General features: G+C 71.4%; 22 protein-coding genes and 1 riboswitch. Of the genes, 13 read left to right on the forward strand and 9 right to left on the reverse strand.

All coding sequences use genetic code 11. The features are described from left to right. Positions 1–40: 40 nt before the first annotated feature. A complete protein-coding gene (locus tag ACX27O_RS21840; protein ID WP_030335857.1) occupies positions 41–676 on the forward strand; it encodes an alpha-ketoglutarate-dependent dioxygenase AlkB in 636 nt (211 codons plus the stop codon). 146 nt (positions 677–822) lie between these two features. Here ACX27O_RS21840 and ACX27O_RS21845 read toward each other — a convergent pair whose 3' ends face one another. Then, the gene (locus ACX27O_RS21845; RefSeq protein ID WP_458939994.1) at positions 823–1,161 is read right to left on the reverse strand and encodes a peptidoglycan-binding domain-containing protein; all 339 of its coding nucleotides are present in this window, start codon (positions 1,159–1,161) and stop codon (positions 823–825) included. Positions 1,162–1,510: 349 nt separating this feature from the next. On the opposite strand from ACX27O_RS21845, the gene ACX27O_RS21850 reads away from it, so the two are divergent. Continuing rightward, positions 1,511–4,324, forward strand: a complete 2,814-nt coding sequence (locus ACX27O_RS21850) for an AfsR/SARP family transcriptional regulator (protein WP_458939995.1) — start codon at positions 1,511–1,513, stop codon at positions 4,322–4,324. A gap of 260 nt (positions 4,325–4,584) precedes the next feature. Here the strand turns inward: ACX27O_RS21850 and ACX27O_RS21855 are convergent, their stop codons facing one another. Continuing rightward, positions 4,585–7,068: a DNA gyrase/topoisomerase IV subunit A gene (locus ACX27O_RS21855; RefSeq protein ID WP_458939996.1), complete on the reverse strand. Its 2,484-nt coding sequence runs from the start codon at positions 7,066–7,068 to the stop codon at positions 4,585–4,587. A 32-nt stretch (positions 7,069–7,100) separates the two neighbouring features. Then, on the reverse strand, positions 7,101–9,158 hold the full coding sequence (locus ACX27O_RS21860; protein ID WP_458939997.1) for a DNA gyrase/topoisomerase IV subunit B: 2,058 nt from the start codon (positions 9,156–9,158) through the stop codon (positions 7,101–7,103). Between the two features lie 278 nt (positions 9,159–9,436). On the opposite strand from ACX27O_RS21860, the gene ACX27O_RS21865 reads away from it, so the two are divergent. The 3 genes from ACX27O_RS21865 (at position 9,437) to ACX27O_RS21875 (ending at position 12,544) form a co-directional block, all read left to right on the forward strand. Further along, the gene (locus ACX27O_RS21865) at positions 9,437–10,123 is read left to right on the forward strand and encodes a hypothetical protein (protein ID WP_030335864.1); all 687 of its coding nucleotides are present in this window, start codon (positions 9,437–9,439) and stop codon (positions 10,121–10,123) included. A gap of 174 nt (positions 10,124–10,297) precedes the next feature. Then, complete coding sequence (locus ACX27O_RS21870; protein ID WP_357638669.1) at positions 10,298–11,554, forward strand: SGNH/GDSL hydrolase family protein; 1,257 nt, start codon at positions 10,298–10,300, stop codon at positions 11,552–11,554. A gap of 126 nt (positions 11,555–11,680) precedes the next feature. After that, positions 11,681–12,544 carry an alpha/beta hydrolase family protein gene (locus ACX27O_RS21875; RefSeq protein ID WP_358130613.1) on the forward strand — a complete coding sequence of 288 codons (864 nt, stop codon included), beginning with the start codon at positions 11,681–11,683 and terminating at the stop codon, positions 12,542–12,544. 30 nt (positions 12,545–12,574) lie between these two features. On the opposite strand, the gene ACX27O_RS21880 is transcribed toward ACX27O_RS21875, so the two are convergent. Then, positions 12,575–12,745, reverse strand: coding sequence for a hypothetical protein (locus ACX27O_RS21880; protein ID WP_210857745.1), 171 nt, complete (start codon positions 12,743–12,745; stop codon positions 12,575–12,577). 198 nt (positions 12,746–12,943) lie between these two features. Here ACX27O_RS21880 and ACX27O_RS21885 point away from each other — a divergent pair, with 198 nt between their 5' ends. Then, the gene (locus ACX27O_RS21885; protein ID WP_210857746.1) at positions 12,944–13,573 is read left to right on the forward strand and encodes a hypothetical protein; all 630 of its coding nucleotides are present in this window, start codon (positions 12,944–12,946) and stop codon (positions 13,571–13,573) included. A 217-nt stretch (positions 13,574–13,790) separates the two neighbouring features. Then, a complete protein-coding gene (locus ACX27O_RS21890) occupies positions 13,791–14,162 on the forward strand; it encodes a hypothetical protein (protein WP_030335872.1) in 372 nt (123 codons plus the stop codon). A 37-nt stretch (positions 14,163–14,199) separates the two neighbouring features. On the opposite strand, the gene ACX27O_RS21895 is transcribed toward ACX27O_RS21890, so the two are convergent. Next, complete coding sequence (locus tag ACX27O_RS21895; protein ID WP_051708761.1) at positions 14,200–15,105, reverse strand: DUF72 domain-containing protein; 906 nt, start codon at positions 15,103–15,105, stop codon at positions 14,200–14,202. Positions 15,106–15,239: 134 nt separating this feature from the next. Here ACX27O_RS21895 and ACX27O_RS21900 point away from each other — a divergent pair, with 134 nt between their 5' ends. Further along, entirely contained in the window at positions 15,240–15,743 is a 504-nt protein-coding gene (locus ACX27O_RS21900) for a DinB family protein (protein WP_030335876.1), read from the forward strand. A gap of 40 nt (positions 15,744–15,783) precedes the next feature. Here the strand turns inward: ACX27O_RS21900 and ACX27O_RS21905 are convergent, their stop codons facing one another. Beyond that, positions 15,784–17,841 carry an amylo-alpha-1,6-glucosidase gene (locus ACX27O_RS21905; RefSeq protein ID WP_030335878.1) on the reverse strand — a complete coding sequence of 686 codons (2,058 nt, stop codon included), beginning with the start codon at positions 17,839–17,841 and terminating at the stop codon, positions 15,784–15,786. After that, positions 17,838–18,317: an SCP2 sterol-binding domain-containing protein gene (locus ACX27O_RS21910; RefSeq protein ID WP_458939998.1), complete on the reverse strand. Its 480-nt coding sequence runs from the start codon at positions 18,315–18,317 to the stop codon at positions 17,838–17,840. The genes ACX27O_RS21905 and ACX27O_RS21910 overlap by 4 nt, the downstream gene beginning before the upstream one ends. A gap of 164 nt (positions 18,318–18,481) precedes the next feature. Between ACX27O_RS21910 and ACX27O_RS21915 the strand changes: the two genes are divergently transcribed. Then, a complete protein-coding gene (locus ACX27O_RS21915) occupies positions 18,482–19,528 on the forward strand; it encodes an NAD(P)-dependent alcohol dehydrogenase (RefSeq protein WP_030335882.1) in 1,047 nt (348 codons plus the stop codon). A gap of 9 nt (positions 19,529–19,537) precedes the next feature. Here ACX27O_RS21915 and ACX27O_RS21920 read toward each other — a convergent pair whose 3' ends face one another. Continuing rightward, positions 19,538–20,047, reverse strand: coding sequence for a mycothiol transferase (locus tag ACX27O_RS21920; protein ID WP_210859231.1), 510 nt, complete (start codon positions 20,045–20,047; stop codon positions 19,538–19,540). A gap of 79 nt (positions 20,048–20,126) precedes the next feature. Here ACX27O_RS21920 and ACX27O_RS21925 point away from each other — a divergent pair, with 79 nt between their 5' ends. Then, the gene (locus ACX27O_RS21925) at positions 20,127–20,642 is read left to right on the forward strand and encodes a 2'-5' RNA ligase family protein (RefSeq protein WP_458939999.1); all 516 of its coding nucleotides are present in this window, start codon (positions 20,127–20,129) and stop codon (positions 20,640–20,642) included. Positions 20,643–20,849: 207 nt separating this feature from the next. Further along, entirely contained in the window at positions 20,850–21,035 is a 186-nt protein-coding gene (locus ACX27O_RS21930; protein ID WP_091401337.1) for a hypothetical protein, read from the forward strand. Between the two features lie 15 nt (positions 21,036–21,050). Here the strand turns inward: ACX27O_RS21930 and corA are convergent, their stop codons facing one another. Continuing rightward, positions 21,051–22,178 carry a magnesium/cobalt transporter CorA gene (gene corA / locus ACX27O_RS21935; RefSeq protein ID WP_458940000.1) on the reverse strand — a complete coding sequence of 376 codons (1,128 nt, stop codon included), beginning with the start codon at positions 22,176–22,178 and terminating at the stop codon, positions 21,051–21,053. Between the two features lie 154 nt (positions 22,179–22,332). Between corA and ACX27O_RS21940 the strand changes: the two genes are divergently transcribed. Continuing rightward, complete coding sequence (locus tag ACX27O_RS21940; RefSeq protein WP_458940001.1) at positions 22,333–24,291, forward strand: amino acid transporter; 1,959 nt, start codon at positions 22,333–22,335, stop codon at positions 24,289–24,291. 86 nt (positions 24,292–24,377) lie between these two features. Beyond that, a riboswitch (SAM riboswitch) is annotated at positions 24,378–24,489 on the forward strand. A 273-nt stretch (positions 24,490–24,762) separates the two neighbouring features. After that, positions 24,763–25,623, forward strand: a complete 861-nt coding sequence (locus ACX27O_RS21945; protein WP_458940002.1) for an ABC transporter substrate-binding protein — start codon at positions 24,763–24,765, stop codon at positions 25,621–25,623. Positions 25,624–25,633 lie beyond the last annotated feature (10 nt).

Below are 25,633 nucleotides of genomic sequence, written 5' to 3' on the forward strand. Positions count from 1 at the left end.
CATTCGCACGGGTGTACGAAACTGCTGCTAGGGTGGCTGCATGACGCAGGCCGCCTACCAGCCGTCGATGCTCGACCTGGCCGACGCCGGGCCTACACTGGGACCACTGCCCGGCCAGATCCGCCGACACCAGCTCAGCCGGGGCGCCTGGGTCGACCACCTCCCCGGCTGGGTGCGCGGCTCCGACTCGGTCCTCGACACCCTGCTCACCGAGGTGCCCTGGCGGGCCGAGCGGCGCACCATGTATGACGCCGAGGTCGACGTGCCCCGGCTGCTCTGCTGGTACGACGGCGCACGGCAACTCCCCCACCCCGTGCTCACCGCCGCACGGGCCGCGCTGACCAGCCACTACGCGCCCGAGTTGGGCGAGCCCTTCGTCACCGCCGGCATGTGCCTCTACCGCTCCGGGCGCGACAGCGTGGCCTGGCACGGCGACACCATCGGCCGCTCCGCGCACAGCGACACCATCGTCGCGATCGTCTCCTTCGGAGCGCCCCGACCGCTGCTGCTCCGCCCACGCGGCGGCGGTGAGAGCCTCCGCTTCCCGGTGGGCCACGGCGACCTGATCGTCATGGGCGGCTCGTGTCAACGCACCTGGGAGCACGCCATCCCCAAGACCACCCGCCCGGTGGGCCCTCGGGTGAGCGTTCAGTTCCGCCCCCACAACGTCGCCTGACCTTGGCCCCCGGGCGGCAGCCGCCCCACCGCCGCGACGGCGATGAGGCCGGGGGAGCCGCAAGATAGGTCCGGACACCCCCCGCGTCCGGACCTACCTTGCGAGTCGCTGGTCGGCAGGTGCGTCGCAGCCGGCTGATGGGCGGATCAGCAGGCGTACGACTTCGCCCAGCGGTAGTCGGCCTTGGCCTGCATGTCGTGTCCCCAGAACGCCCCGTAGTAGCAGAGCGCCCGCCACGTCTGCGGGCCGACGTATCCGTCGACGGCGATGCCTGCCGCACGCTGGATCTTGATGATCGCGGCCTGCGTCTGGGAGCCGAAGCGACCGTCCCGGGCGACCGGACCCGCCTCGGACCGCGCCCCGTTGGTGATCGAGAGGACGTTCGCGATGCCCTGAATGGCCTTGACGCAGTTGCCGGTTCCGCCGTAGCCGTAGCTGTACTGGCGGCACGGGGCCGTGGCGGCGGAGGCCGGACCTGCTGTCACGACCATTGCTGTGAATGCCAGTGCGACGGCCGTCAGTAGCGCGGCAATCCTGGATTTCATTGAGTGTGATCCAATCTGATGTTCAGGTCGTCGGGATGATGACGAGGGGTCAAACCGGCCACATCGGCCCTCAGGCGGCCGGCCACGCGGTCCCACCCCGGGCACGACGAGACGAGTCGACCGGGGGCAAGGGGTGGACGCTCGTGGATGGGGCGGTGCGGACGGTAGAACGGTACGGTGGGCCCCGTACAACCGCCGCACAACTGGCGTACAGACATCCGCTCGCCCGCGTTGTCCGGGTGTTGTAAACGTGGCAGCACATGGCAGTGCCCACAGGTGAGGTGCCTGGTTGCGTTTCGAACTCCTCGGCCCGTTCCGGGTGTACCACGACGGCCGGTCGGTTCCACTGGGCTCGGTGAAGCAGCGTCTCCTGCTGGCGACCCTGTTGCTGCGCCCGAATGAGGTCGTCGGCACCGACGAGTTGACAGCGATGCTGTGGGGCGACGACGCGCCGGCGTCTGCCGCGGCGAACCTGCGCACCTACGTGCGTGGATTGCGGCGGTCGCTGGGCGGTGGGGCGAGCTGGGATGGGATAACCGCCGCGGCCGGCGGCTACCTGCTGCGGGTGGGCCCCGGCGAACGGGACCTGGACCTGTTCGACGCCGCCGCGGCGCGGGGTCGTGAGGCGCTCGCGGCGTCCGACCTGGACCGGGCCGAGGCCGAACTCTCCGACGCGCTACGCCTGTGGCGTGGTGCACCACTGTCCGACCTGCCACTGCGCCCACGGCTGGCGCGGCGAGTGGCGCAACTGGAGGAACGCCGGCTGCTCGTCGAGGAGGACCACGCCGAGGCGATGCTGGCCCTCGGCGCGTCGGCCGACGTCGTGCACCGGTTACGCGGCCTGCTCGACAGGCACCCGCTGCGACAGCGGGCGTGGGGCCAACTGATGGTGGGCCTGTACCGCATCGGAGACGTGGCCGGCGCGCTGGACGCCTACCGGCAGGCCCGACAGAAACTGGCCGAGGAGACCGGCCTCGATCCCGCACCCGAGCTCGTCGCACTCTACGACGACATCCTGCATCACCGCCCGGGACTGACGGCGCAACCACCGACGGGGCCGGACCGGCCGGCGTCGGGCACGGCGGTGGGGCCGCTCCACCAACGTCCCGAGCAACTGCCACGTGCGGTGCCGGAGTTCGTCGGACGCAGCGTCGAGTTGGCGAGCCTCGACAGGCTGCTGAGCGGCGGGGCCGAGTTGCCCACGAGCGTGACCATCTCTGTGGTGTCCGGCATGGCCGGAGTCGGCAAGACCACCCTGGCGTTGCACTGGGCGCACCGGGTGGCCGACCGTTTCCCGGACGGCCAGCTCTATGTGAACCTTCGCGGCTACGACGAAGTCGGCCTGGTGTCCCCGGCCGACGCCCTGTCCGGCTTCCTCGAAGCGCTCGGCGTGCCCCACGCGCGGATACCCTCCGACACGGAGGCGCGGACTGGTCTCTACCGCAGCCTGCTGGCCTCCCGTCGGATGCTCCTGGTGCTCGACAACGCTCGCGACTCCGCCCAGGTGCGCGCCCTGCTGCCCGGCGCGGGCCGCTGCATGGTCGTGGTAACCAGCCGTGACCGACTCGGCGGCCTGGTCGCCAGCGAGTGCGCCACGCCGTTGACACTGGACGTGCTCACGGCGGAGGAGTCGATGAGCCTGCTGGCCAGACGTCTCGGGGACAACCGGCTAACCTCCGCGTCAGGGGCCGTGGCCGACATCATCGAGGCCGCAGGCCGGCTTCCGCTGGCACTGTCGATCGTCGCGGCGCGTGCCGCGACCCATCCCACGTTTCCGCTCAGCGCGATCGCCGCCGAACTGCACTCGGCCGAGGCACGGCTGGACGCGCTGGCCGACGGCGACGTCCGGCGCGTCTTCTCGTGGTCGTTCCTGGCCCTCGGTGCGGACGCGGCCCGGCTGTTCACCCTGCTGGGGCTGCATCCGGGCCCGGACCTGACCGCCGCCGCGGCCTCGGCGCTCGCCGGCGTGCCGGCCACCGCCGTCACACCGATCCTGCGGGAACTGACCCGGCTCCACCTGCTGACGGAACACACGCCCGGCCGGTTCGCCTTCCACGACCTCCTGCGCGCCTACGCTGCCGAACTCGCGCAGTCGTCGGAACGCGGCGACGAACACGTCGCAGCCCGACAGCGCCTGTACGACCACTACCTGCACGCCGCCTACCCGGCCGCCCTGCTGCTGCAGCCGCAGTGGCCCGCAATCGAGCCGGTGGCCCCGCTTCCCGTACCCGCCAGGCGGCCGGTGACCGATCACGACGGCGCACTCGCCTGGTTCACGGCGGAGCATCGGGTGCTGGTCCGGGTGGTCCGACAGGCCGCCGAGAACGGCTTCGAAGCGTACGCCTGGCAGATCGCGTGGGCGCTGACCACCTTCTCGGCGCCGCGCGGCCTCTGGCAGGACCAACTCGCCATCCAGAGTGTCGCGCTGACGGCCGCGGAGAAGATCGACGACCTCGCCGGACAGGCCGTCGCCAACCGGCTGCTCTCCCGCGCACTGATCCGACTGGGCGACCGCACCACGGCCGAGCACCGGCTCAAGCGCGCGCTTGAGCTGCACGAACGGCTCGGCGACCCGATCGGCCAGGCCCAGACGCTGCACAACTACTGCGAACTCTGCTACCTGGACGGCCGGCTCGACGAGGCGCTCACACACGGTCGCGAGGCGCTGCGGCTCTACCGGCTCGTCGGCAACCATGCGGGCGAAGCCCGGACCCTGAACGCGATCGGTTGGCTGCTCGCCACCACCGGCGATTACGTCCAGGCCATCGCCAGCTGCAGCGAGGCCCTCGACCAGCAACGCCGGACCGACGACCGCAACGGTCAGGCCGCGACGCTGGACAGCCTCGGCTTCGCCTACGACCGCCTCGGTGAACGCGACCGCGCGGTCGACTGCTACGAGCAGGCGATCCACCTCTTTCGCGCCTCCGCGGACCGGTACCACGAGGCGGAAACCCTCATCCGGCTAGGGGACACCCGGGAAGGGATGGGCGACCGGAACGCCGCCGCTGCCGCTTGGCGCCTGGCCGCGCGGATCTACGAGGACGTGCGCGACCCCGCAGCCGAGGAGGTCCGCCGCCGCCTCGAACGTCTCGCCTTGTGCTAGAGGAGGCCGGCTAACTTGTAGAGGACCAGGGAGCCGGCTACCGCGACGTTCAGGCTGTAGCCGTGGCCGACCATCGGGATCTCCACCGCCGCCGACAACAGAGGGCCCCACCATAGCGCTCTTCCGGAGACCCCGCTCCCCATGATCGTGCTCGATCCAGGATCGAGTGGCATCACCGCGTCGGTGATGCCACTACTTCCAGGATCGAGCACGATCTTCGGCGGACCTGGCACGCTCGGGCGACGCCGCAGGTGGGTGGGTCAGTCGCGCTCGATCAGGTGACCCACCACCGTCGGGCCGAGCATCACCGCGAAGCCGCTGCCGTCGCGCCGAGGATCCGCCGCGGGCAGCTCCACCGGGTCGCCGGTGCCGGTCGCGCCGACCGGTCGCGGGCCCACCCAGGCAACGGCCACGTCCGTCTCACCCTTGAGGAAGCGGTGCGCGCGCACGCCGCCGGTCGCCCGACCCTTCGCCGGGTACGCCTTGAACGGCGTCACCTTCACCGTCGCGCCGGTGGAGGTCACCACCATCGGATCGCCATGCCCCGGATCGTCGGTGCGCACCGCGCCGAAGAACACCACCCGCGCGCCAGCCGGCAGGTTGATGCCAGCCATACCACCGCCCTTGAGGCCCTGCGGGCGGACCAACCCGGCGGGGAAGCGCAGCAGCGCCGCCTCCGAGGTGACGAACGTCAACGTCTCGGCGCCGTCGGTCAGCCAGGTCGCACCGACCACCTCGTCACCGTCGCGCAGACCGATCACCTCGAACTCGTCGGAGCGCACCGGCCACTCCGGCGCGCAGATCTTCACCGCGCCCTGCCGGGTGCCCAACGCCAGCCCCGGGGAGCCATCCGCCTGCCCGCCGAGCGGCGCCAGGCCGACGACGGTCTCCCCCGCCGCCAACGGCACCAGCTCGGCCGCCGACATACCGCCCCGCAGTGACACCGTGCCCGCCTGCTCGGGCAGCACCGGCAGCGGCAGGACGTCGACCTTGAACGCCCGACCGGCGCTGGTCAACAGCAGCACCCGGCCCCGGGCGGTGGAATGCACGATGGCGCGTACCGTGTCGTGCTTGACCCGGCCGTTGCGGCGACGCCCCTCGGCGCTCTCCTCCGACTCGGCAGCGGTCCGGGCGACCAGCCCGGTAGCCGAGAGGATCACCTGGCACGGATCGTCGGCGACCTCCAGCGGGCCGGCCGGCGCGGACGCGGCCAGCACCTCCTTCAGGTCACCGTCGACGAGCGTCGTCCGACGGTCGGTGCCGAACTGCTTGACCACTGACGCCAACTCGTCGGAGACCACCTTGCGGAGCACCCGCTCGTCGTCGAGGATCTTGCTCAGCTCGGCGATCTCGCCGCGCAGCCGTTCCTGCTCGGCCTCCAGCTCGATCCGGTCGAACTTGGTCAGCCGACGCAGCGGGGTGTCCAAAATGTACGTGGCCTGGATGTCGGAGAGGCCGAACCGGCTCATCAGCCCGTCCTTCGCGGCCTGCGCGTCGTCGCTGCCCCGGATCAGCCGGACCACCTCGTCGATGTCCAGTAGCGCGATCAGCAGACCGTCGACCAGGTGCAGCCGCTCCTGACGCTTGCGGCGGCGGTACGAGGTGCGTCGGGTGACCACCTCGTAGCGGTGCGACAGGAAGACCTCCAGCAGCGCCTTGAGACCCAGCGTGCGCGGCTGCCCGTCGACCAGGACCAGGTTGTTGACGCCGAACGACTGCTCCAGCGGGGTCAGCCGGTAGAGGTCGGCGAGCAGCGCCTGCGGGTTGACGCCGACCTTGCACTCGACGACGAGCCGGGTGCCGCTCTCCCGGTCGGTGAGGTCCTTGACGTCGGCGATGCCGGTCAGCCGCTTGGTCTTGGTGACCTCGTTGGTGATCGCGGCGATGACCTTCTCCGCGCCGACGCCGTAGGGCAGCTCGACCACGGTGATCGCCTGGCGGCCCCGGCTGCCCTCGATCGGGCCGATCTCCACCTTGCCGCGCATCCGCACCACGCCGCGCCCGGTCTCGTACGCCCGGCGCACCTCGTCCAGGCCCAGCAGCACCCCGCCGGTGGGCAGGTCGGGGCCGGGGACGAACTCCATGAGTTTGTCCAAAGTGGCGTCCGGGTGGTTGATCAGCCAGCGGGCGGCGGAAACGACCTCCGCCAGGTTGTGCGGGATCATGTTGGTGGCCATCCCGACCGCGATCCCGGACGCGCCGTTGACCAGCAGGTTGGGAAAGGCCGCCGGCAGCACCGTCGGCTGGGTCAGCGACCCGTCGTAGTTGGGCTCGACGTCGACGGTGTCCTCGCCCAGCTCACCGACGAGCAGCATGGCCTCGCGGGACATCCGCGCTTCGGTGTACCGCGATGCTGCCGGGCCGTCGTCAGGGCTGCCGAAGTTGCCGTGCCCGTCGATGAGCGGCACGTTGAGCGAGAAGTCCTGGGCGAGGCGCACCATGGCGTCGTAGATCGCCGTGTCGCCGTGCGGATGGTACTTACCCATCGCATCCCCGACAATTCGGGCGGACTTCACGTGCCCACGGTCGGGGCGGTACCCCTGCTCGTACATCGACCAGAGGATGCGCCGGTGCACGGGCTTGAGGCCGTCGCGGGCGTCGGGCAGGGCGCGGGAGTGGATGACCGAGAACGCGTACTCCAGGTAGGAGTCGGAAACCTCGGTGACCAGCGGATTGTCGAAGACCCGCGCGCCGGCCTGGTCGAACGAGGAGAGGTCGACCTTGTTTTCCTTACGGCGTGCCATGACTCAGCTTTCCACTAGAGCGAGACGGATGCTCACGCGTCGATCGCTTCCCGGTCGACCCGGTCGGCGGAGTCGATCAGCCAGTTGCGGCGCGGCTCGACCTTCTCGCCCATCAGCAGTTCGAGGATGCGTTCGGCGGCCTCGACGTCGTCCAGGGTGATCCGGCGGACGGCACGGGTGGCCGGGTTCATCGTGGTGTCCCACAGCTCGTCGGCGTCCATCTCACCGAGACCCTTGAACCGTGGGATGGGGGTGACGATCTGCTTGCCGGCCTTCTCCAGCTTGCGGACCGTCGTCTCCATCTCGGCCTGGGTGTAGGTGTAGACGGTCTGCGGGTTGCGCCCCCTGGTGGTGATCTTGTGCAGGGGCGGCATCGCGGCGTAGAGCCGACCGGCCTCGATCAGCGGCCGCATGTACCGGGCGAACAGGGTGATCAGCAGCGTCCGGATGTGGGCGCCGTCCACGTCGGCGTCGGCCATGATCAGCACACGGCCGTAACGCAGCGCGGAGAGGTCGAAGGTGCGCCCCGAGCCGGCGCCGAGCACCTGCACGATGGCCGCGCACTCGGCATTGTCCAGAACCTGCTGGAGGTTGGCCTTCTGCACGTTGAGGATCTTGCCGCGGATCGGCAGCAGCGCCTGGTATTCCGAGGAGCGGGCCATCCGGCTCGTTCCCAGGGCGCTGTCACCCTCGACGATGAACAACTCGCTGCGGTCGATGCCGGTGGCCCGGCAGTCGACCAGCTTCGGCGGCATGGACGCGCCCTCCAGGGCGGTCTTGCGCCGGGCGGCGTCCTTCTGCTGTTTCTGGGTGAGCCGCACCCGGGCGGCGTCGACGATCTTCTGCAGGACGGTGCGCGCCTCGGCCTTGGTGCGCCGGTCCTCCAGCCAGGCCTTGACGTGCGCGTCGACCAGGGACTGGAGCACCTTGGTGATGCCGGTGGTGGAGAGCTCGTCCTTGGTCTGGGAGGTGAACTGCGGCTCGGGGATCCGCACATGCACCACGGCCGTCATCCCCTCCAGGACGTCGTCCAGGATGGGTGGCTCCTCCTTGGCCTTGAGCAGACCGCGAGTGTTGCGGATCGCGTCGGCGAGCGCGCGGACCAGGGCCCGCTCGAAGCCCTTGCGGTGGGTGCCGCCGTGCGCGTTGCGGATGGTGTTGGTGAAACACTCGACGGTGCGCTCGTAACCGGTGCCCCACCGGAACGCCACCTCGACCTCGGCCCGCCGCTGCACGTTGGACTGCATCACGCCGTTGGCGTCGGCGGCGTTCTCCCGGTAGGTGCCCTCGCCGTTGACCAGCAGGATGCCGGAGACCGGCCGGTCGCCGGCCGGGGCGAGGAACTCCACCATGTCGCTGAGCCCGTTGGGGTAGTGGAACCGCTCCTCGGCGGGCGCCTCACCGGTCAGGTCGCGCAGCAGGTAGGTCACGCCGGGGACCAGGAACGCGGTGTTGCGCAGCTTCATCCGGACGGCGTCGACGTCGAGCGCCGCACCGGTCTCGAAGTAGCGGGCGTCGTGCCACCAGCGGATCGAGGTGCCGGTGCGCTGGCCGCGCTTCATGGCGCCGGTCACCTGCAGGCCGGGGCCGGCGGTGAACGGGGCGTCCGGCCCGTCGCCGTCGAAGATGCCCGGGACGCCGTGCCGGAACGACATCGTGTGGATCTTGCCGGCCCGGCGGACGGTCACGTCGAAGCGGCGGGACAGCGCGTTGACCGCCGACGCGCCGACGCCGTGCAGACCGCCGGAGGTCTTGTAGCCGGAGCCGCCGAACTTGCCGCCCGCGTGCAGCCGGGTCAGCACCAGCTCGACGCCGGAGATGCCGGACTTGGCGTGCACGTCGGTGGGGATGCCCCGGCCGTCGTCGTCGACCTGCACGGAGCCGTCGGGGTGCAGGATCACCTCGACGTGGCTGGCGTGGCCGGCGACTCCCTCGTCGGTGGAGTTGTCGAGGATCTCGTTGACGAGGTGACCCACGCCACGGCTGTCGGTGGAACCGATGTACATGCCGGGCCGCTTGCGGACAGCGTCCAGCCCCTCAAGGTGGGTGAGGTCATCGGCCCCGTACAGGGTGTCAGGCTCTGCGGTCAACTGGTCGTACTCCCCGGTCTCGGCGGTGTGCTGCCGGTCACCGGCGACATCAGCCGGCGTGGCGCGCCGCAGCGAGCCTAGCCCGAGGCTAGGACAAGTGTCGGAGGCCCTGTGCGACCCGCCGCGCGGGTCCCTCGGGACGTGAGCCAACGAACAGCCGGCGGGTGATCATGGGGCCACGCAGAGACAGCGCCGCCGGTACGCTCAGCCGTGATCGCGGCCGATGTGCGCGCGGGGTGCGCGCCGGTCCGGGTCGAGGAGATCGGGAGGCGATTGCGGTGACCGAGACGTTTCGCGACGCCCTGCGGCGCTCCCTTGGCACCCGGGCCCGGCGGTGGCTGCTGGTGGGCACCCTGGTGGCGGGGCTGCTGGCCGCCGTGGCGCTGGTCGCGGCGGTGGCTCCGGCCGACCGGACCTTCGCCGAACTCTCGGGCACCGTCCAGAGCCTGATGTCGGTGGCGACCCCGCTCTTCGGCATCCTGCTGGTCAGCGACCTGCGCCGGGCGCCGGTGCGCCCGGCGATCCTGCCCACCGTGCTCGCGGTGGGGCTGCCGGCGGTCGTCATCGGCGTCATCGGCGTGCTGATCTGCGCCGCGACGCTCGCCCTCACCACGGCCGAGGTCGCCGACGAGCCGTGGCGGAACGCCTGGACGGTAGCGGTGGGCAGTGTGCTGGTGCAGTTCGTCGCCGGGCTGGTGGGCACCGGGCTGGGCCTGTTGGTGCGCTCGGCGGCGGTGGCGTTCCTGGCCACCATCGTCCTGCCGCTGGGGCTGTTCGCGCTGCTGGGCGGGGTGGAGGCCGCGCAGCCGTGGCTCACCCCGTTCGGCAGCGTGCGCAACCTGCTCTCGGGAGAGATGACGGCGCTGCGGTGGGTGCAGTGGCTGTGCGTACTCCTGATCTGGGGTGTCGGTCTGAACGTCGCCGGCGCGGCGGTGCTGAACCGCGGCGGCCGGGTCGCCCGGTAGCGCCGCGCGCCACCACCCACCACCGCACGCCGACCTCGACGCGGTACCGCGTCCTGCCTACGCGCGCGTGTCTTTCATCGAACGAATCTGTTACGGGCCATTGACGTCCGTCGTGCAGGGGTGATCTGATCGCGCCCTCAGAGAATCTTTCATCTTTCGATGGATGGGAGCCCCATGCCCAGGTTCCGGCGTACCGCGCTCGCCGCGGGACTCACGATCGCCATGGCCGCGTTGTCGACCGCCGTCGCGCTGCCCGCACCCGCGTCCGCCGCGCTGCCCACCGCCGCGGTGGCGCTCGGAGACAGCTTCATCAGTGGCGAGGGCGCCGGGGCGTACACCCCGGTGGTCGACGTCAACGGCGTCAGCCAGGGCTTCCCCGGCTGGACGGCGGCGAACAACAACGCGTTCTTCTGCCACCGCTCGGCGAACGCCTCGCTCCACCAGGCCAACCTGCCGGGCATCCAGAACCGGTTCAACCTGGCCTGCTCCGGCGGCCAGCCGCACGACATCGCCAACGCCTCCCAGGCGCGGGCCAACGGTCGTACCGTGGCCTCGCAGCTGAGCCAGCTGCGCGCCGTCGCGCAGACCCAGGACATCGACCTGGTGCTGATCGGCCTCGGTTCCAACAACAGCTCGTTCACCTTCGGCAGCGTCGCGGAGAAGTGCGCCAACCGGTTCATCGCCGACGCCTGGACCGGCTGGTGGGAGTTCTGGGCGTACCTGAACGGCCCGGTGGAGCAGAAGCCGTGCAGCGACGCCGACCTGGCCACCGCCGCGCAGCTCAGCGCCGCGACCGCGGAGACCACGGCGGCCGTACGCCAGATCCTCACCACCCTCGACCAGGTGGACGCGGACGGTCAGCACCGGGTGGTGTTCCAGGACTACACGAACCCGCTGCCGCTGGACCTGAACCAGACGTTCCACGAGGAGGACGGCCGGGACGACACCCGGGACAAGTTCCGTGACCTCGGCGCCGAGCGGTACGCGGGCGGGTGCCCGATCCACCGGGCCAGCCTGGCGCCGGGGCACCGCTTCTCCCAAGGCCTGGGCAGCATCGTGAAGTCCACCAGGGACACGCTGGCCGCCGAGTTCCCGGCCGACGACCTGGTGTACCTGAACGTGCAGCAGGCCTTCAACGGTGCCCGGCTCTGCGAGCAGACCGGCAGCCCGACCGGCGCGCTGGCCACTCCGATCCGGCTTCAGGACGGCGCGACCGGCACCTTCGTCACCAGCCTCGCCGGCAAGGACAAGATCGCCATCCAGCGGATCGCGAACACCTGCGTCAGCTACTTCCAGACCTGCCAGGAGTCGTGGCACCCGAACGCCACCGGGCACCAGGTGCTCGGCCAGTGCCTGAGCGGCGCGGCCTCCACCAGCGCCCGCTCGGTGGCCTGCGTGCGCGCCAGCAACGGGGCCATCTCGGTCTCCTGAGCGCAGCGTCGGTCGGAGGGCTCCGCCAGGTGGCGGGGCCCTCCGTCGCGTGCGGCGTCAGCTGCGCCCCGGTCGTCGACGGCCTGCTGCTACCCGCCGGTAACGTCAGGGCCGTAGGCTGGGCCGGTGAACGGGGATCTGGAGTACGCGCAGGAGTTCGTCGACGTCGACGGTGGCCGGCTGGGTGTGCAGGTCTATCCGGAACCGTCCGGAGTGACCGGCGCACCGGTGGTGGTGATCTGGCCCGCGATGGGCGTCCGGGCCCGCTACTACCGGCCCTTCGCCGCCGCGCTGCGCACCGCGGGGCTGGCCGTGGTCGTCGCCGACCTGCGCGGCACCGGGGCGAGCACGCCCGCGCCGAGTCGGGCGGACCGGCACGGTTACGCCGAACTGGCCGACGACGTCGGCGCCGTCCTGGCCGCCCTCAAGCCGCGGCTGGACGGGCGCACCCGAGTGCTTCTCGGGCACTCACTCGGCGGGCAGGCCGCGCTGCTGCACCTCGCCCTGCACGGCGGCGGCGAGGTGGACGGCTTGGCGCTGGTAGCTGTCGGCATCCCGCACTGGCGGAGCTACCCGGGCCGGCGCGGCCTCGGCGTGCTGCCCTACACCCAGGGCATCGCCGCCACGGCGGCGCTGCTCGGCGTCTGGCCGGGCTGGGGCTTCGGTGGCCGGCAGGCGCGCGGCGTGATCCGCGACTGGGCGTACACCGCGCGGACCGGTCGGTTCCCCCGGCTCAACGGTACGGACACCGAGGCCGCGGTCCGCGCGGTACGGACACCGGTGCTGGCCGTCAGCGTCGACGACGACCAGTACACGCCGCACCAGACCATGGACCACCTCTGCGCGAAGCTCGGCGACGCGCCGGTGACCCGGGAACGGTACACAGTGGCGCAGGCCGGAGCGCCGTTGGACCACTTCACCTGGGTCCGCGCGGGCGTTCCGCTGGCGCGGCGGATCGCCGCTTTCGCCACCGACCTGCCGCCCCGCTGAGCCGTACCGGCCCGTCGGGGGCGGGTCGGCTCACTCGTCCTGGTCCAGCGGCACCAGCTCACCGTCCCGCTCGACCTGGATCTCGGCGTGCTCCTTGCGGGGCGCGACCTCGGCCGTGTTCCGGTTCGGGTCGTTGTCGGGGTGCATGAGCACCGCGTCTGTTTTGGGGGTCTTCTCCCGGCTCTCGTCCGGCTGCGACATCGCGTTCCCCTCTCGTCGGCGTCGCTGGAGGATCTACCCGCCACCGGGCGAACGACTCCTGCCCGGACGAGGCCGACGCACCGACGCCACGGATGTCCCGTAGTTGCCCGCCACGGCGCGGATCGGCCCTGGCGGGCCGGGGTTAGCCGCCCGAGCGGCGGGTAAGCCGCACCGCCCGACACGGCGGAAGGGGATCACATGTCCGAACGGCACACCGCACTGCGTTCGATGCACGATCTGGGCCTGGCGGCCTGGTTTGGCGGCTCCCTCATGGGTGCCTTCGGTGTCAACGGCGCAGCGGCGAAAATCAGCGACTCGACCCAGCGGCTCCCGGTCGCGTCGGCCGGATGGTCCAAGTGGACGCCGGTCAACGCGGCGGCGATCGGCGCCCACCTGGCCGGCGCCGTCGGCGAACTGGTGACCGAGAGCCCACGGGTGGCGGCCCAGTCCGGCGTCGGCCGGGCCAGCGCCATCAAGACCGCGCTGACCATCGGCGCGCTCGCGGTCACCGGCTACAGCCGGTTGGTCGGCATGCGGCTGGAGAAGGCCGGCGGCCCGTCGGTGAGCGGTGCCACCGAGCCGAACCACCAGACCCCGGCCAGTGTGGCTTCGTCGCAACGGCAGATGAAGCTGCTCCAGTGGGCCATTCCGGCGCTGACCGGGACGCTGGTCGTGGTCACCGCGTACATGGGTGAGCAGCAGAAGCCCGGCCAGGTGTTCCGCGGGATGCTCGGTCGCGCGGGTGGGATGAAGGGCGCGTCCAAGAGCATGATCAAGATGGCGGGAATGAGCAACGGCAAGCGGCCGATGGCGATGGCCGGACGCTGAAGCGTCGGGCCGGCCGGCGTCCCGCCGCCACCTCGACGGCGGGGCGCTGGCCGGCCCCGCGCGCGTACCGGAGCGACGACGAATCCCGCGCGACGACGAGTCGGCGCCCGTGCGGCGGCGTGCCGGTGACCTGTCGGGCGGCGAGGGCGGGCGGGCAGACCGGCCCGAGGACGGCACATCGTCCGCCGGTGGCGGCGGACCGACGAGCGGGGTGGCCATGACGGCGCACAAGGGACGCAGCGGCGACAACGACCGGCTGGAGCCGGAGGCGACCAACCCGTGGGGCACCGGCGACGGTTTCGACGCCGACGCGCCCTGGGGCACCGACGACGACTCACCGATGGACGAGGGCAGCGAGGAGACAGCGGTGCCCGAGGGCCGGCGCGGCGAGCGGCGGGCGGGTGCCCCGGCGGGTCGGACGGGCCCGGCGGGTCGACACGGCTTCGGTTCGGTCGAGCCGACGCGCACGCCGATGGCCGGGCCGGGCGCCCCACCCGATCCCGCGCCCAGTGGCCGGACCTTCCCCGACGACGCGGAGATCGGCGAGTCGACCCAGGACGCGCTGCGCAGCCGGGGACGGCGGTCCTGACCGGACCCGCGCCCCGGCCGGCCGGCAGGTGCGCCGGTCAACCGTTCGTCGGGACGGCGTGATCGGCGACCATCGTCTCGGTGAGCAGTTGCGCCAGCCGGGTGGCGTCGCGCTGGGCCTGCCCGGCGCAGCAGTTGTTGAACAGCACGTGCAGCTCGTCGGGGAGAGCCGCGAACTCGGCCAGCCGTCCCGCCCAGTGCCGCAGCTCGTCCTCGGCGTAGGCGTAGCGGAACTTCTCCTGCTTGTCGCCCTCGACCCAGGCGTCGCTGTGACCGTGGAACCGGACGACCGCCGGCTCCGCCGTCATGCTCAGGATCGGCGGCACCGACGACGGGTGTCCCTGTGGCATGTCGACGCAGACCACTGACAGGTCGTGGGCGCGGAGCAGGTCCAGGGTGTCCGCCGCGGCCGCGTCGTCCAACCAGGAGCCGTGCCGCAGCTCGACACCGACCCGCCACGGCCGGCAGCGCTGCGCGAGCTCGACGATCCGGCGTTCGGCCGCCGGGCTGCGCACCAGCCACGGCGGGAACTGCAACATCACCACACCGAGCTTGCCGGCCGCCGCGATCGGCGCCAGGGCCGCGCGGAACCGGGTCCACAGCTCGTCGTACGCCCGCTCCGGCAGGTCACGGCGGCGGATCCGGCTCGGGCCGGCGGCCGGACGCAGATCCCGGGGCAGCACGGTGACCGGCGTCGGGTGACCGGTGAAGAGGCTGAACGCCTTGACGTCGAAGGTGAAGTCGTCCGGTGTGGCGTCCACCCAGCTCTGGGTCGTCTCCGGCACCGGGATGGCGTAGTAGGACGTGTCCACCTCGACCAACGGGAACTGGCTGGCGTAGAAGCCCAGCCGACGCGCCGGCGTGCTGGCCGAGCGGGGGTACCACCCGGAGCGCAGCAGGGACTGGTCCGCCCAGGACGACGTGCCCACCTTAATCACAGCCATGTCATTCAGTGGACCGCCATCGACGCGGATCGGCAACCGCTGGCGGTCCTCCGTCGACCTGGTGCCGTGCCCGGGAAGTGTCGGTGCCCGGCAATACGGTGGCACCGGGTGGACATCGACGAAAGGGTGGCGGCATGACCAGCACTGAGCAGCTCACCGGTGAGCGCACCGATCTCCTGCAGGCGCTCCGCAGGCACCGCGGTTTCCTCTTGCAGACCGTCGACGGGCTCACCGACGAGCAGGCGGCCAGTCGCCCCACCGTCAGCGGTCTCTGCCTCGGCGGCCTCATCAAGCACGTGGCCGGCGTCGAGCACCGGTGGATGCTCTTCGCGGTGGGCGGCGCGGAGGCGATGGGCCGCGAGGAGGTCGACTGGGTCGGTCAGTTCCAGATGGCACCGGGTGAGACACTGGCCGGGCTGGTCGAGCGCTTCCAGGAGGTGGCCGCCCGGACCGACGAGTTGGTCGCCACCCTCGACCTGGACGCGGCGCACCCGTTGCCGCAGGCTCCCTGGTTCGAGCCGGGGGCGAGCTGGACGGTCCGCCGGGTGCTGCTGCACCTCATCGCCGAGACGTCCCAGCACGCCGGGCACGCCGACATCCTGCGCGAGTCGATCGACGGCGCCAAGACGATGGGCTGACGCCGACCGTCATCGCCACCGCCTGCGCTGATTCTCGGCCTCACCGCAGGCGGTGCCGGCGTTCGGTGCTCCGATCTCTCGCGTAGGCGTCGGAGTGACCCCAACGGCCGGGGATGTCGAGCAGTTCCAGCCGGCCGAACCCCTCGGGCACCGCCGGGTCGACCAGCAGGTTGTCGCCGGTGGGCCGCAGGCCCAGCACGGTGGCGAGCAGCATCAGCAGGGACCCCGACGACCACGCCTGCGGGCGGCAGCTCGTCGCCAGTTGCACGGGGTAGGTCGTCAGGCTGCGCTCGTAGCCGGCGATCACCTCCGGCACCTCGCCACCGAGCGTCAGCGTCATGTCGAAGACGCCGGCGGCGATCCGGGCCGCCTGAGCGTCGAGGCGGTAGCGACGCAGCCCGGCGGCGATCACCGCGTTGTCCGACGGCCACACCGCGCCCAGGTGCGCGCCCACCGGGTTGTAGGTGCGCTGCCCGGTGGCGAACGTGCGTACCCCCCAACCGCTGAACAGTCGCGGCCCGACCAGGTGCTCGGCTACCGCCTCCGCGCGGTCGTCAGCGACGATCCCGCTCCAGAGCAGGTGCCCCATGTTGGACGCCAGCGCGTCGACCGGCTCTCCGTACGGGTCGAGCGCCAACGCGTAGTACCCCCGGTGTGGCAACCAGAAGTCCCGGTTGAAGCGCTCCTTCAGCGCTGCCGCCTCCCGTTCCAACCGGTCGGCGTACGCGAGGTCGCCCCAGAACTCGCGGGCCAGCCGGGCGCCCCGGCGCTTCGCGTCGTACGCGTAACCCTGCAACTCGCAGGTGGCGCGGGGGAAGGCGGGCTGTCGACCGTGGGCGTCGACGATCGCGTCCGGGGAGTTCTTCCAGCTCTGGTTGACCGCGCCGTAGCGCTCGTTGCGGCGCTGGTAGCGCACGTAGCCGTCGCCGGTCAGGTCGCCGTACTCGTCGATCCAGTCCAGCGCCATCCGGGCCGGGTGGCGCAGCTCGCGGACCAGGTCCGCGTCACCGGACCAGCGCTCGTACTCGTCGAGCAGGACGACGAAGAGCGGGGTGGTGTCGGCAGCGCCGTAGTACAACGCGCTCGTCCGTTCGCGGAACGCCCCCGTCTCGCCGTACCGCAGGTGGGCCAGGATCTTGCCGGGCTCCTCTTCCAGCCAGTCGTCGAGCTGACCGCCCTGCACGAGCGCCAGCATCCGCAGCGTCGACGGGGCCAGTTCGGGGGTGAACGCCATCGTCTGCAGGCACGTGATGATGCTGTCCCGCCCGAACAGACCCATCGCCCACGGCAGACCACCGATCGGCACCCGCTCGCGGTACGAGAACGGCTGGTAGCGCAGCGCTGCCAGGTCCGCGAGGCTGCCCTGGTAGAGCTCTTCCAGGCCGGCGCGCTCGGCCACCAGTTGCGGCGCACGGTCCAGCCACCGGCTCAGGTCCTCGTCCATCCCCGTGCGCAGGGCGTGCTGGTGCGACTGCAGGTCGGCGCGGAGATCCCGACCCTCCTCGCCGCCCATGGTCACTGTGACGTGCAGGTCGGTCTCCCACCTCCCCTCGGGTGGGATGCGGATCCGGAAGGTCATCCCCTGCTCGTCCACGTCGGCGGGGACGGTGCTGCACACCGTGGTCTCCCGGATGAACCGTTCCCGCTGGTAGCGCAGCACGAGCTGCTGACGCGCCGGGTCGGCGGCGACCTCGACGGCCCGCTGCCGCACCTGCCCGACCTCGACGATGTCGGTGAAGTCGCTGGCCATCTCCAGCCGGACGGTGTATTCGGCGGGCTGCGACGAGTGGTTGAGCACCGTGATGTTCTCGTGGAAACAGTCGTGAACCGAACGGTGCCTGATGATCGACACGTCGGCGTCGATGTAGTGGCTCGCCGTGCCGGGAACCAGGAAGAACCGGGTCTCGAAGTAGGTCAGGTCGTCCCGGGACAGGGCGTTGGTCCGTTCACCGTCGATCCGCAGCACCCAGTGCGACAGGAACCGGGTGTCGTACGCGAAGAGTCCGACCGGGAGCTGCGGGTCGGGCTCGATGTCGCCCTGGGCGTCGGTGATGGCGAAGATGTTGCCCGCGATGACGTGCACCAGTTCCTGCTTCACGGCCGACCACCCCGAGCGGTCGTCACGGCCCGGCCAGCAGACACGGCCCCGCCGGCCGGCGCGGCCCAGCCAGCCGGCGCGCCCCCGCCGGCAGGCGTGGTTCGGCCGGCAAGCGCGGCCCGGCCCAGCTCGCGCGGGTGACGGGCGCCGTCCGGCCCGGAGAAGATCCGCCGCAGCAGCATCAGCAGTTGCACGTTGCCGTGCACTGTCACCTCGTTGCGCAGCAGGCCCGCTCCGGGGTGCAACTCGCCGCGAACCATCCGGTCGAAGACCGCCCGGTCGGCCCGCACCACCAGCTCGGCGTCCTCGGCCGAACGGGTCACCTGGACGTGTTGGTCGGCGATGGTCAGGTACCAGTGGTCGGTGCTGCCGTCGTCACGGACATCCAACCGCAGCGTCCCCGCGGTGGTCTCCGGCAGGTCGGGTCGCCGACCGGTGTCCAGCTGTCGCAGGTACTGCTCCGCCGTCGCACCCATCAGATCCCCTCCCCACGGTTCCCCGCAGGATCACCCGCGCCCGGGTGAGGCCGGTTCACCCGGAACGGGTGAGGGTGCCCCGGGGTCGCGCCGGTGGCGGCCCGTTTGCCGCGCGACGAGGTGGGCAGGCCAGTGGTTCAGCCGACACAGACGGGAGCACCGGCATGCGTGCACTGCGGTTGCGGGAGTGGCAGTCGGAACCGGAATTGGTCGAGGTCCCCGACCCGACGCCCGGGCCGGGTCAGGTGGTGGTCCGGATCGGCGGTGCCGGCGCGTGCCACTCCGACCTGCACCTGATGGACGAGTTCGAGCCGGGCACGGTGCCCTGGAACCCGCCGTTCACCCTCGGTCACGAGAACGCCGGCTGGGTGCACGCCCTCGGCGACGGGGTGACCGGGCTGTCCGTCGGGCAACCGGTCGCGGTGTTCGGGGCATGGGGTTGTGGCACCTGCGCCCGCTGTCGGCTCGGGATCGACCCGTACTGCGAGAACCCTTCCGCCGCGCCGGTGCCGAGCGGAGGCGGTGGGCTCGGACTGGACGGCGGGATGGCCGAGTTCGAACTTGTCCCGCACGCGCGGCACGTCGTACCTCTACCGGAGGGTCTGGATCCGGTGCAAGCCGCACCGCTGACCGACGCGGGGCTCACCCCGTACCACGCCGTCCGGCGCTCCTGGCCGAAGCTGCCACCGGGCAGCACGGCCGTGGTGATCGGGGTCGGCGGGCTGGGGCACGTGGGCGTGCAGATCCTCAAGGCCACCACCGCCGCGCGGGTGATCGCCGTGGACACCCGGGCCGAGGCGCTGCGGCTGGCCGAGGAGTGCGGCGCGGATCGCACGGTGACCTCCGGACCGACCGCCGCCGAGGAGATCCGGGATGCCACCGGAGGGCGGGGCGCCGACGTGGTGCTGGACTTCGTCGGCGCGGACAGCACCCTGGCGCTCGGCGTGGCGGCGGCCCGCACCGTGGGCGACCTGACCATCGTGGGGATCGGCGGCGGCACCGTGGGAGTGTCGTTCTTCTCCGTGCCGTACGAGCTGAGTATCGCCACCACCTACTGGGGCAGCCGACCCGAGCTGGTGGAGGTGCTCGACCTGGGCGCCCGGGGCCTGGTCCGGCCGAGCATCACCACCTTCGCGCTGGACGACGCCCTGGACGCGTACCGCCAGATGCGCGACGGGACCCTGGAGGGCCGGGCAGTGATCGTGCCGTGAGCCCGGCCGTCAGCCGGCCTCGAGCAGGCCACGCACGTAGGCGGCCTGGCCGACGTGTTGCAGGTCGTCCTCGACGACGCTGACCAACCGGACGCCGAGGGTGACCGGCGGATCCCACGCCTCGTCGACCACACGGTCCAGGTCAGCCGGGGCCAGACCGGCCAGGAAGTCCCCGGTACGCGCGGCGACCGCCCCGTAGTAGTCGATGAGCGCCTGCGCGCTCTCCGGCCTAACCGTCGCGACCTGGGCGGGCGAGTGCCCGTAGCCGGTGTTCTCGGGGTCGGCGGCGAGCCCGAACCGTCCCGCCCAGTCGCCGCTGGCCCAGATCTGGTCGGCGTCGAGGACCTCGGCGACATGATGGTCCTGCACCCGGGTGAGGTGCCAGACCAGCCAGCCGATCGAGTTGGCGCCCGGGGCGGGCTGGTGGCGCAGTTGTTCGGGGCTGAGGCCCTCGACCGCCGCGCGGACGAGGTCGGGCAGTCGGTCGTACGCCTCGGTCAGCAGGTCACTCACATTCACGTGCTGCGCCTTCCTGGTCGGTTGCGGATCAGGTACCGCCGGAGACGGGCGGGCAAACCTCGGCCGCTACGGTGATCAAATGGTCGCCGCGCTGGAGTTGTACCTGGACCCGGACGCCACCCGCCGGATCCGGGTGCTCTGGGACGCGCTGGAGGCCGAGGGCGTGCAGAGCATGCGCTCGCTGCTGGAGCAGCGCCACCGTCCGCACGTCTCGCTCATGGTGGCGCCCCGGTTCGACCCGGAGCAGGTCGCCGAGGCGTTACAGGGGACGGTGGTGGCCACCCCGTTGCGGCTCGAATTCCAGCACGCCGGCCAGTTCGTCGGTCGGGTGCTCTGGCTCGGTCCGACGCCCACCCCGGAGTTGCTGGCGCACCACCGGCTGGTGCACGACCGGCTCGCCGCCGCCGGCATCCCCCTCGCCGAGCACTACCAGCCGGGGCGCTGGGTGCCGCACTGCACGCTGTCCATGCGGGTGCCGAACACGCTGATGGCCGCTGCGGTGCGCCGCTGTCTGGAGGTGTTGCCGCTGGCCGCGACGGTGGTCGGCGCGGCGCTCACCGACCATGCCCGGGGCATCGCCCACCCGCTGCCTTGACCGTGACTCGACCGTCGCTGCGTAATGTCCGGTTTGGCGGGCGGCAGTCGGAAACCCGAAAACAAGCGGTGCGGAAGTGGCCGGGCGTGGGAAGGTTCGAGTGGCTGTCGTACCGGTGGTGGGCTGCTCACGGGCGGTCCCACCCGGCCGGTGGCGCGAATTCACCCGCGCCGCCCACGGCGGCTTCGACGAGGAGAGGCAGGGCCCATGCAGGCTCAGCGCAGGCCACCGCGCACGGAGCGGAGCCAGACCCGGGACGACCGGACCGGCGGCGGAATGACCGGGGCAGCCACCCCCCTGACGATCTGGGCGGCCGCCGTACTGCTCGGCCGGATCGGTGCCGGCGACGACGACGTCGAGGACGAGCGGCACATCCTGCGCGGCATCGAGTGAGCCGCGGCCAAGGGCTCAGAGCCAGCCGCGCCGCTTGAAGATCACGTAGAGGGTGCCGCAGACCAGCAGCATCAACAGCAGCGCGAAGAGGTAACCGAAGCGCCAGTTCAGCTCCGGCATGTGGACGAAGTTCATGCCGTACACGGTGCCGATGAGCGTGGGAGCGAAGAGGATCGCCGCCCAGGAGGAAACCTTCTTCAGCTCCTCGTTCTGGCTGTAGCTGGCCGCCGTGAGACTGCGCATCTCCTCGTTCTGCTGCTGCGAGACGAGGGTCGCGTTGACGGTGAGGATGTTCTGCAGCAGGTGCCGGAAACCGTCCACCCGCTCCACCACCTGGGTCAGGTGGTCGGTCACGTCGCGCAGGTAGCGGCGCAGCTCCTCGTCGGCGCTGGCGCTGCCCGCGCCGACGGCCAGCGCGTCGAGCACGCTGAGCAGGGGGCGGGCGGCCCGCTGGAACTGGATGACCTCGCGGCTGAGGCCGTAGATGCGGCGGCTGGCGTTCGGGTCGCCACCGAACACCTGGGTCTCGATCTCGTCGATGTCGTTTTCCAGCCCGGCCACCACCGGCGCGTACCCGTCGACGACCTGGTCCAGGATCGCGTACAGGACCGCTTCCGGGCCCCGGGCGAGCATCTGCGCCTCGGTCTCCATCCGTCGCCGCACCACGGCCAGGTCCGGTGCCTCACCGTGGCGGACGGTGACCACGAAACCCGGCCCGATGAACAGGTGCAGCTCGGAGAACTCGACCTCCTCCCGCAGGTCGTCGTAGCGGGCGGCGCGCAGCACCACGAACAGGGTGTGGCCGTAGCGCTCCAGCTTGGGCCGCTGGTGGGCGTTGATCGCGTCCTCGACCGCCAGGTCGTGCAGCCGGAACTCGCGGGCCAGTGAGGTGATCTGCTCGATGTCGGGCCGGTACAACCCGATCCAGGCCATCGCGTCGTCCTGCTCCTGCAGGCAGCGGTACGTCTCGGCGAGGCCGGACGGCGAGGCGAACCGGTGCCCCCGGAGGTAGACCGCGCTGTCCACCAGGCCGTGGGACGCGGCGGGCGACTCCGGGGGCGGCACCACGCCGACCCTCGTCTCGTACTCGTCGAGTTGACGGCCGAAGCCACCACCCGGGCGGAAGCGACGGCCGCCGACCATGCCCTGTCCCCTCCCCCGGTGCCGTCCGGTCCGGACCGGGAGGCTGCATCCCCGGTGCCCTGGGCCCGAAACCCGCCGGGGTGTCGGCTGGGTTCCGCGCACCGGCGGACGGCAGCGGCCCCATGGGCGGATACTCACGGTGACCGTGAGCGGGATGACGGGGGACGCGCCGGTGACGTTCGACAGACGCGCCGGCCGGTTGCGGGGGTGGCTGCTCGACGCCGGCTCGGACCAGGCCGTGCAGCACCCGGGGCCGCACGGGCGCCCGCCGGAGCACCGGCACCACCCGTGGTGGAAGGTGATGTGCCTGACCGGTGTGGACTACTTCTCCACGTTGGGTTACCAGCCGGGTATCGCGGCGCTGGCCGCCGGGGCGCTCTCGCCGGTGGCGACCCTGGTGCTGGTGCTGGTGACCCTGCTGGGGGCGTTGCCGGTCTACCGGCGGGTGGCGGTGGAGAGCCCGCACGGTGAGGGTTCCATCGCGATGCTGGTCCGCCTGCTGAGCTACTGGCCGGGCAAACTGCTGGTGCTGGTGCTGCTCGGTTTCGCGGCCACCGACTTCATCATCACCATCACCCTCTCGGCCGCTGACGCAACGGCGCACATCGACGAGAACCCGTTCTGGCCGAGTGCGCTCAAGGGGCACGAGGTGCTGGTCACACTGCTGCTCGTGTCGCTGCTGGGCGCGGTGTTCCTCAAGGGATTCACCGAGGCGATCGGGATCGCCGTCGTCCTGGTCGCGGTCTACCTGACGCTGAACGCGGTGGTGGTGGCCGACGCGCTGTGGCGGGTGGTGAGGCATCCGAGCGCGGTGGGCGACTGGACCACCGCGCTGACCACCGGGCACGGCGACCCGTGGTTGGTGGTCGGGCTGTCGCTACTGGTCTTTCCGAAGCTGGCGTTGGGTCTGTCCGGCTTCGAGACCGGGGTGGCGGTGATGCCGAGCGTACGGGGTGACCCGCAGGATTCGGAGGCACGACCGCTGGGCCGGATCCGTGGCGCGCGCCGGCTGCTGACCACCGCAGCGGTGATCATGAGCGTTTTTCTGATCACCAGCAGCGTGACGACAACGGTGCTGATCCCGCCGGACGCCTTCCAGCCGGGCGGGCCGGCGAACGGGCGGGCGCTGGCCTATCTGGCGCACGCCCACCTCGGCGAGGTGTTCGGCACCATCTACGACCTGTCCACCATCGGGATCCTCTGGTTCGCCGGGGCGTCGGCGATGGCTGGTCTGCTCAACCTCGTGCCACGCTACCTGCCCCGCTACGGCATGGCGCCGACCTGGGCGCGAGCCGTCCGGCCACTGGTGCTGGTCTTCACCTCGGTGGCGTTCCTGATCACGATCATCTTCGAGGCCAGCGTGGACGCGCAGGGCGGCGCCTACGCCACCGGGGTGCTGGTGTTGATCACCTCGGCCGCGACGGCGGTGACGCTCGCGGCGCTGCGGCAGCGTCAGCGCGGTCGCACCATCGCGTTCGGCATCATCGCGGTGATCTTCGTCTATACAACGCTGGCGAACGTGGTGGAACGCCCCAGTGGCGTCAAGATCGCCGCTTGCTTCATCGGCGGGATCCTCCTGGTGTCGGTGTTGTCCCGGCTGATGCGGGCCTACGAACTGCGCGTCGATCACGTCGAGCTGGATCCGGCCGCGGCCCGGATCATCGACGAACGCGCCGGCCGGCGGATCCGCCTCATCGCGCACGAACCCGACCGGCGCGACGAGGCGGAGTACCGCGCCAAGCTCGCCCAGACCATGGCGGACAACGACTTCCCCGACGACAGCGACGTCATCTTCGTCGAGGTCGAGGTCACCGACCCGTCCGACTTCGAGACCGAGGTGCTGGTCCGCGGCAGCGTCGTCGACGGCCGCTTCCCGGTGCTCAGCCTGGCCAGTTCGTCGGTGCCCACCGCGCTGGCCGCCCTGCTGCTGGAGATCCGCGACCGCAGCCGTCGGCGACCCCACATCTACTTCGAGTGGTCCGAGGGCGGTCCGGTTCGCAACTTCCTGCGCTACCTGGCGTTCGGGCAGGGCGCGATCGCCTCGGTGACCCGGGAGATCCTGCGCCGCCAGGAACCCGACCCACACCGTCGACCGCACGTGCACGCCGGCTGACCTGGGCGCGGACGGACCGTCGCGCACGGTGAGCGTGGTCATACCGACTGGACGCGGCACCCGTCGGTGCTGCTAGCCTCGGCGCAGGTCATGAGCGCCAGCGCGAAGCCCCGGCTCGCTGGCCGGCAACCCTCCTCCGCGGTGGGGTGCCCCGGGTGAAGACCAGGCACCGGCACGACGTCGGTGCAAGCGTGGCCTGGCACCCAGGTCAGCACAGACCCGGGAGAACCATGCGCATCCTCAGCACCACCCCACCGACTGACGTCGCGGACCTCCGCACCGGTCGACCCTCGCCCGCACTGACCCGGCGACGGCACGTGGACACGATGCGAATGTGCAGCGCCGCCTGTCGTCGCGGCACCGCGCTCTAGCACCACCCTCCCGAAACCCCTTTCCACCGGTACGCCCATCGGGCGCACCGTCGGTGGCGCACAACCGCGCCCGCCGAGACACCACCCTTCGGAGACACCAGTGCGATTCCTTCCCGCAGTGACCCGTGCCGCCGCCCTGGGGGCGGCGACGATCCTGGCCGCCACCGCCCTCACCGCCTGCGGCGACGACAGCTCGTCCGACGCCAACCCGTACGGCCTGGCCCAGCCGGGCGTGCTGCGCGCCGGCACGCTGACCGACGCCCCGCCGAACGTGTACCTCAAGGACGGCAGGTTCACCGGCTTCGACAACGACCTGCTGACCGCCGTGGCCGGCAAGCTCGGCCTCACTGTGGAGTTCGTCGGCACCGACTTCTCCGCGCTGCTCAGCCAGGTCAACAACCGCAAGTTCGACGTCGGCAGCTCCTCGATCACCATCACCGAGGCCCGCAAGAAGACGGTCGACTTCGGCAACGGCTACGACTTCGGCTACTTCGGCCTGGACGTCCCGGCCGGCTCGCCGATCACCAGCTTCGACCAGCTCACCGGCAAGCGGGTGGTGGTGGTGCAGGGCACGGTCCAGGACGACTACGCCACCGGCAGGCAGCTGAACCCGGTGCGGGTGCCGGACTACAACGGTGCGATCAACCAGCTCAAGGCGGGCACCGCCGACGCGTGGATCGCCCCGGCGGAGATCGGCGAGAAGTCGGCCGCCGACAGCAACGGCAAGATCACCGTGGCGGCCAAGCAGCTCAGCCCGGCACCGACCGCGTACGCCGTGGCCAAGGGCAACGACAAGCTGCGCGAGGCGCTGAACAAGAGCCTCGACGAGGTCATCGCCGATGGCACCTGGACCCGGTTGCAGGCGCAGTACTACCCGGGCCGGCCGATCCCGGCGGACTTCAAGCCGGGCAGCGGCGCGGTCACTGTGGCGCCGTCGGCGTCCGCGTCGGCGGCGTCCTGAACCGGTGACG

Source organism: Micromonospora sp. SD19, from assembly GCF_054462275.1.

Excerpts from the sequence above, each read along its gene's own strand:
- ACX27O_RS21840 (WP_030335857.1), top strand. The coding sequence starts at position 41 with ATGACGCAGGCCGCCTACCAGCCGTCGATGCTCGACCTGGCCGACGCC.
- ACX27O_RS21855 (WP_458939996.1), bottom strand. The coding sequence starts at position 7,068 with ATGGCACGCCGTAAGGAAAACAAGGTCGACCTCTCCTCGTTCGACCAG.
- ACX27O_RS21870 (WP_357638669.1), top strand. The coding sequence starts at position 10,298 with ATGCCCAGGTTCCGGCGTACCGCGCTCGCCGCGGGACTCACGATCGCC.
- ACX27O_RS21880 (WP_210857745.1), bottom strand. The coding sequence starts at position 12,745 with ATGTCGCAGCCGGACGAGAGCCGGGAGAAGACCCCCAAAACAGACGCG.
- ACX27O_RS21885 (WP_210857746.1), top strand. The coding sequence starts at position 12,944 with ATGTCCGAACGGCACACCGCACTGCGTTCGATGCACGATCTGGGCCTG.
- ACX27O_RS21890 (WP_030335872.1), top strand. The coding sequence starts at position 13,791 with ATGACGGCGCACAAGGGACGCAGCGGCGACAACGACCGGCTGGAGCCG.
- ACX27O_RS21895 (WP_051708761.1), bottom strand. The coding sequence starts at position 15,105 with ATGGCTGTGATTAAGGTGGGCACGTCGTCCTGGGCGGACCAGTCCCTG.
- ACX27O_RS21900 (WP_030335876.1), top strand. The coding sequence starts at position 15,240 with ATGACCAGCACTGAGCAGCTCACCGGTGAGCGCACCGATCTCCTGCAG.
- ACX27O_RS21910 (WP_458939998.1), bottom strand. The coding sequence starts at position 18,317 with ATGGGTGCGACGGCGGAGCAGTACCTGCGACAGCTGGACACCGGTCGG.
- ACX27O_RS21915 (WP_030335882.1), top strand. The coding sequence starts at position 18,482 with ATGCGTGCACTGCGGTTGCGGGAGTGGCAGTCGGAACCGGAATTGGTC.
- ACX27O_RS21925 (WP_458939999.1), top strand. The coding sequence starts at position 20,127 with ATGGTCGCCGCGCTGGAGTTGTACCTGGACCCGGACGCCACCCGCCGG.
- ACX27O_RS21930 (WP_091401337.1), top strand. The coding sequence starts at position 20,850 with ATGCAGGCTCAGCGCAGGCCACCGCGCACGGAGCGGAGCCAGACCCGG.
- corA (WP_458940000.1), bottom strand. The coding sequence starts at position 22,178 with ATGGTCGGCGGCCGTCGCTTCCGCCCGGGTGGTGGCTTCGGCCGTCAA.
- ACX27O_RS21940 (WP_458940001.1), top strand. The coding sequence starts at position 22,333 with ATGACGGGGGACGCGCCGGTGACGTTCGACAGACGCGCCGGCCGGTTG.